This window comes from Microvirga makkahensis, from assembly GCF_009830105.1.
GTDB lineage: Bacteria > Pseudomonadota > Alphaproteobacteria > Rhizobiales > Beijerinckiaceae > Microvirga > Microvirga makkahensis.
The window spans coordinates 37,514-43,638 of the sequence record NZ_WURB01000030.1; the positions used below are offsets into that span (position 1 = coordinate 37,514).

Here is a 6,125-nt window from a genome sequence, read left to right on the forward strand (position 1 = left end):
TTGCGGCGCACCCCGCCTTCTTCGTGGCCGTCATTCGGACAGGATGGGAAAACGCCATGGTGGAGACATGCGGCACGCGATCTGGAATGGAAGCCGGCATGCCAGGCGACTTCCGTACCGAGGGCAGAGCCGGAGACATCCAGGGATTCTCGCAACCCTGTCCGACCCCACTTCGCAGTTCGAGTGTGTAGCCATGGGATCAGAAAGGCTCTGCTGCGGCAATTTCGCTCCTCTGATCGGACCTGCGGCGTCTTGGAGCCTTGGGCACGGATCGGGATTGAATGGCGGTTCCGACGAATTCGCTAACCGCTTGTACATACTGCTCCGGTGAGATGCCGCGTCGGCGGTACTTGCTGCGCTTCACGTACCAATCCTGCAGAAGCGGCTTGATCAAAGACGCCGTCAGTTCCACGTTCGCGATAGAAAAGAGTCCCCTGTCCGTGCCGTCGGCCAGAGCATCCGCAATCATCTTCTCCGTCGAAAGCTCGCTCCTCGTGGCCTTCTCGCGTCCTTCCTTGGGGAAAGCCTTTGCTTCCATATAGGCGAAGACGAACCACGGCTGCATGACCTCCGTGAGGTAGACATGCGTCTCCAGCAGCCAATGCAGACGTTTGGCCGGATCATCCGCCAGGTGTCCGGGCGGCGACCCGAGGGCTTCCGACACAGCCGAGGAGACCTCGCCAAGGATCATCATCAGGAGCGTATCCTTGGTGTCGAAGTAGGTGTAGAGCGCTCCCATGCTCAGACCCGACTCGGCCGCCAGATCTCGCAGACTCATCGAGTGGAACCCCTTTCGGTTCGCCAGGGTCAAGGTCGTTTGAATGATCCGCATCAGTTTGGCTACAGCCACCTGCGGCTTTTGTGTGCGAATGGTGTCGCGGTGCCGCTCCAGCATGCGCGTGCAGATTGCTTCGAGGGAAAAGTCGAATTCGGCCTGAAAAGACTTCAAGCTGCGCCGCTGAGGCCGCCATTGGGGCCTGGATTGATCGCTGCCCGACACAGTTCCGACGGACGGAGTATCCGCCTTCTGGTGAGATTGGGTCCGTTTCATGGTTGCAGGATTAATCGACGGTGGTCCTCGAATCAACGGCAGACCGTTGTTGCGCAGTGGGATGTTTCGCATTAAAAAAGCGAACGCTCGCTCAGTTTTTGCCTGTGGAGAGAATGCAATGGTCTTTGGCGTCGATCTGAGCGGACGCTCCGCACTGGTTACGGGGGCATCCAGTGGGCTCGGTCGGCACTTTGCGAGGGTCCTCGCCCGGGCGGGTGCGGAGGTCGTCGTCGCCGCCCGGCGGATGGATGCCTTGCAGGACCTCTGCACTGAGATCTCCGGCCAGGGGGGCGTCGCCCGTGCCGTGTCGCTCGACGTGAACGATCATGCCTCCATAGCGAAAGCGATCGAGGCTGCGGCTTCATCCGGCGGGCTCGATATCCTGATCAACAATGCCGGCGTGACCGTGGCGAAACCGGTCCTCGACGTTTCGGAGGAAGAGTGGGACCGCGTCGTCGACACCAACCTGAAAGGAAACTTTCTGGTCGCACAAGCGTCCGCCCGTACTATGAAGGCCGGGGAACGCGGCGGTGTGATCGTCAATATCGCGTCGATTCTCGGCTTGAGGGTTGCCGGTCAGGTTTCTCCTTACGTGGCCTCCAAGGCCGGTGTCGTTCATCTGACGAAGGCCATGGCGCTCGAACTCGCCCGCTACAACATTCGCGTCAATGCGCTCTGCCCAGGCTATATCGAAACGGAGCTGAACCAGGACTTCTTCGGGAGCGAGGCCGGCCAGGCGCTCATCCGACGCATTCCGCAACGCCGGCTCGGCCAACCGTCCGATCTCGACGGTGCCCTCCTGCTTCTCTGCTCCGATGCGGGCTCGTACATCACGGGCTCTGTCCTTGCCGTCGATGGCGGACATCTCGTCTCCAGCCTCTAGGACATTCCCATGGATTTCCATATCTCGCCGCAGATCGAAGATTACCGCTCGCGCATCGCCACGTTCGTCGAACGCGAGCTCCTTCCCCTCGAGGCTGACCCCTCCTCCTATGACGAGCACGAGAACATCGCTCACGGTGCGCTCCAGACAGCGAGGGCCAAGGCGAAGGCCGAGGGCCTCTGGTGCCTGCAATTGAAGCCGGAGACGGGCGGCGGCGGTCTTGGAAAGGTCGGCATGGCTGTATGCTACGAGGCCATGAACCGCTCGATCTTCGGACCGGTCGTCTTCAATTCCGCCGCCCCCGACGACGGCAACATGATGCTCCTCGAAACCGCCGGCACCCCAGAGCAGAAGGAGCGCTGGCTCCAGCCGATCGTCAGCGGCGATGTGCGCTCCGCCTTCGCCATGACCGAGCCGCATCCTGGCGGAGGATCCGATCCCAGCATGATCCAGACCCGTGCGGAGAAGCGCGGGGACACCTATGTCGTGCATGGGCGCAAGTGGTTCATTACAGGCGCGGAAGAGGCTAGCCACTTCATCCTCATCGCCCGCACCTCGGACGATCCCCGTCATGGCCTTACGGCCTTCCTGTTCCATAAGGACCAGCCCGGCTGGCGCATCCTGCGCCGGATCCCGATCATGGGGCCGGAGGAGCATGGCGGTCATTGTGAGATCGAGTTCGACGGCTTGGAGATCCCGGAAGAGAACGTGCTTCTCGGGGAGGGGCGGGGATTGAAGGTCACACAGATCCGTCTGGGCCCGGCACGGCTGACGCATTGCATGCGCTGGCTCGGCCTTTCCAAACGTTGTGTCGAGATCGCCCAGGCATACGCGGCGGAACGAACCGGTTTCGGCCAGCGCCTTGCCGACCGGGAGAGCATCCAGCTGATGCTGGGCGATCTCGCCCTCAAGATCGAGATCGGCCGCCTGCTCGTCATGAAGGCCGCCTGGGCGCTCGACCAGGGCAGCTTCGCGCGCAAGGAAGTGTCCATGGCGAAGATCCACGTCGCCAATCTGCTGCATCAGGCGGCCGATACCGGCATCCAGATCAACGGAGCACGCGGCTATTCCAAGGATACCGTCCTGGAATGGATCTACCGCTATGCACGCCAAGCCCGGCTGGTGGATGGGGCCGACGAGGTGCACCGCATGGTGCTCAACCGCTTCCTCACTGCGGACGGCTCGAATTTCTGGACCTGGCCGGTTGCCGACGGCGGAGGGCATACGACCCCCGCTTGAGGTCCGGGTCCGTTCGGTTCACCCTAGGACGTGCCTGGATCTCGGGAGCCGCCGACATGAGACAAGAAGAGCACCTCGCCCCGCGCGAGGCCAATTTCCGCCCTCTGACGCCGCTGGATTTCCTCGAGCGGACGGTATCCGTCTACCCCGACAGAACCGCCGTGATCTGGCATGACCGACGCTACAGTTACCGGGAGTTCGGCAACCTCGTCGGGCGGTTCGCAGCCATGCTTCGCCGGAAGGGTATCGAGGCGGGAGACGCCGTCGCCATCATGGCGCCGAACCGCCCGGAAATGCTGGCCGCGCATTATGCGGTCCCCATGCTCGGAGCGGTGCTCAGCACGATCAATACCCGACTCGATGCCGAAACCGTCGGCTACATTCTTGGGCGCTCGGAGAGCAAAGTCTTCCTCGTCGACCCGAGCTGCGTCGACGTGGCAAGGCGGGCGACGGCCGGTCTCGACGTCGTTCTCGTCCCTCTCGATGACGGGAACGGCTCGGAAGCCGAGGGAAGCTTTGATGATCTTGTCGAGCGCGAGAACGCAGACCCCATCAGCACCTCCGGCGTGATGGATGAGTGGCAACCGATCTGTCTCAACTACACCTCGGGAACGACGGGGCGCCCCAAAGGCGTCGTTTATCACCATCGCGGCGCCTACCTGAACGCGTTGGGCAACGTTCTTTCCTTGGGTCTGACTACGAGCTCAGTCTATCTTTGGACCTTGCCGATGTTTCACTGCAACGGGTGGTGCCATACATGGGCGGTGACGGCCGCGGGCGGTACGCATGTCTGCCTCGACGAGGTCGAGCCCTCCCAGATCTTCCGGGCAATCGAGACTCATGGGGTCACTCATCTCAGCTGCGCACCGGTTGTGCTCTACATGCTCTTGAACCATCCGGACAGGAACCTGAGGAACACGTCGCGGCGGGTCCTCCTGGCAACGGGCGGCGCATCCCCGACGAGCGCATTGATCCGACAACTGGACTCCCTCGGGTTCGATCTCGTCCACCTCTATGGTCTGACGGAGTCTTATGGTCCTGCGACGCTCTGCATGTTGCGCGACGACTGGGATCTCACGAGCGACGAGGACAAGGCTCGCGCGCTGGCGCGTCAGGGCGTCCGTCATCTCACGGCCAATCGCGTCCGGATCGTGGACCAGCAGGGGAACGACGTTCCGAGTGACGGGGACGCTATTGGCGAGATCGTTCTGAACGGCAATACCCTGATGGCGGGCTATTACGGTGACGAACGCGCCACCAAATCCGCTTTCGCCGGAGGGGGGTTCCATACAGGGGATCTCGCGGTTCGCCACCCGGACGGGTACATCGAGATCAAGGACCGGGCGAAGGACATTATCATCTCCGGCGGTGAGAACATCTCAAGCCTGGAGATCGAGAGTGTCTTGCACCAGCACCCGGCCGTTCTGCTGGCTGCGGTTATTGCCGTCCCGGATGAGAAATGGGGTGAGACGCCCTGTGCTGTCGTCGAGCTGAAGGACGGGATGACGGCGACGTCCGAGGAGTTGACGGCCTTCTGCCGAACACGATTGGCCGGATTCAAGATTCCACGCATGTTCCTGTTCCAGCCAATTCCGAAGACCGCGACCGGTAAGGTTCAGAAGTTCCAGCTGCGGGCGCAATTGCGAGACGCGGATCGATCCTGACAGCTCATTCTCGTGCAGACCCGGAGACTGCCGATGGCCGACAATCCTTCGACCGCCCACGTTCATCCGCCGGAATTTGATGCGGGGAGGCTCGATCGCTTCTTGCGTGCATCGATCCCGGGACTTCGCGGGCCCATGACCTTGGAACGGATCGCCGGCGGGCAATCCAATCCGACCTTCTTCGTCAGCTACGGAACCAGGCAGCTCGTCCTGCGCAAGCAGCCTCCCGGTGAATTGCTCCCGTCCGCTCATGCGATCGACCGGGAGTATCGCGTTATGGGAGCTTTGGAGAAGGCCGGTATTCCCGTCCCGGCCGTCGTTCTCTACTGCGATGACAGAGAGGTCATCGGAACGCCCTTTTACATCATGGATCGCCTCGAGGGCCGAGTCTTCCATGACGGCTCGCTCCCTGGCGTGTCGAGCGGCGAGCGCCGCCTTATGTACCGCTCGCATGCTCAAGCCTTGGCAGCTCTTCATAACGTCGATCCGGCAAGCGTCGGTCTCTCGGATTATGGAAAGAGCGGCAACTATTTCGCCCGTCAGGTCGGACGTTGGACCAGACAGTGGGAACTCTCCCGGACGCGCGCCGATTCCAATATCGACCGGCTGATCGATTGGCTGCCAAAGAACATTCCCGATGGCGATGCCACTGTCGTGGCGCATGGCGACTACCGTATCGGAAATGTCATGTTCCACCCGCAGGAGCCGCGTGTCATCGCGATCCTCGATTGGGAGCTCTCGACACTCGGGCACCCTCTGGCGGATCTGGCCCATGCCTGCATGGGATGGCACTCTGCACCGCACGAATATGGTGGATTGATAGGATTGGACTTAGCCGCTCTCGGCATTCCGAGTGAGGGCGAGTTCACGGAAGCCTATTACGAGGCGGCGAATCACGGGCTCCGGATGACCCGCTTTCACATGGCCTTTGCACTCTTTCGCTTCGCCGTCATCTTCGAGGGAATTGCTGCGCGGGCGAAGGCTGGAAATGCCGCCGATGCCAATGCCGCTGCCGTCGGCCCTCTGGCGGCGAGCTTCGCACAGCATGCTGTCGATGTTCTGAGCCGCGATCGATAGCCGCGGCGCAGCGGCAACGATGATCGTCTGCTGTGGAGCCCTGTAGAGGGTCGGGCAGGCAGACGCCCGCCCGACAGGGTGTCGTCAGCTCTTCTTCACCAGGGGGCAGCTGCCCTCGGTCTCCGGCCTGAACGCCTGATCCCCCGGAACGGTTGCAAGAAGCTCATACATGTCCCATTCGCCTTTCGAATTCTGAGGCGCCTTGACCCGG

Annotated in this window: 5 protein-coding genes and 1 pseudogene; 4 read left to right on the top strand and 2 right to left on the bottom strand. The window is 61.9% G+C overall.

What is annotated here, in order from left to right; translation table 11 throughout:
• Positions 1-199: 199 nt before the first annotated feature.
• On the bottom strand, positions 200-949 hold the full coding sequence (locus GR328_RS23100; protein WP_246216050.1) for a TetR/AcrR family transcriptional regulator: 750 nt from the start codon (positions 947-949) through the stop codon (positions 200-202).
• A gap of 220 nt (positions 950-1,169) precedes the next feature.
• Between GR328_RS23100 and GR328_RS23105 the strand changes: the two genes are divergently transcribed.
• The 4 genes from GR328_RS23105 to GR328_RS23120 are packed head-to-tail and all read left to right on the top strand — an operon-like array spanning position 1,170 to position 5,914.
• Positions 1,170-1,934, top strand: coding sequence for a glucose 1-dehydrogenase (locus GR328_RS23105; RefSeq protein ID WP_160888027.1), 765 nt, complete (start codon positions 1,170-1,172; stop codon positions 1,932-1,934).
• Positions 1,935-1,943: 9 nt separating this feature from the next.
• Positions 1,944-3,173, top strand: coding sequence for an acyl-CoA dehydrogenase family protein (locus tag GR328_RS23110; protein ID WP_160888028.1), 1,230 nt, complete (start codon positions 1,944-1,946; stop codon positions 3,171-3,173).
• Between the two features lie 56 nt (positions 3,174-3,229).
• Entirely contained in the window at positions 3,230-4,837 is a 1,608-nt protein-coding gene (locus GR328_RS23115) for an AMP-binding protein (RefSeq protein ID WP_160888029.1), read from the top strand.
• A gap of 33 nt (positions 4,838-4,870) precedes the next feature.
• Positions 4,871-5,914: a phosphotransferase family protein gene (locus GR328_RS23120; RefSeq protein ID WP_160888030.1), complete on the top strand. Its 1,044-nt coding sequence runs from the start codon at positions 4,871-4,873 to the stop codon at positions 5,912-5,914.
• 84 nt (positions 5,915-5,998) lie between these two features.
• Here GR328_RS23120 and GR328_RS27735 read toward each other — a convergent pair.
• Positions 5,999-6,125 (bottom strand): annotated as a pseudogene (locus GR328_RS27735) (ABC transporter substrate-binding protein); the annotation flags it as partial.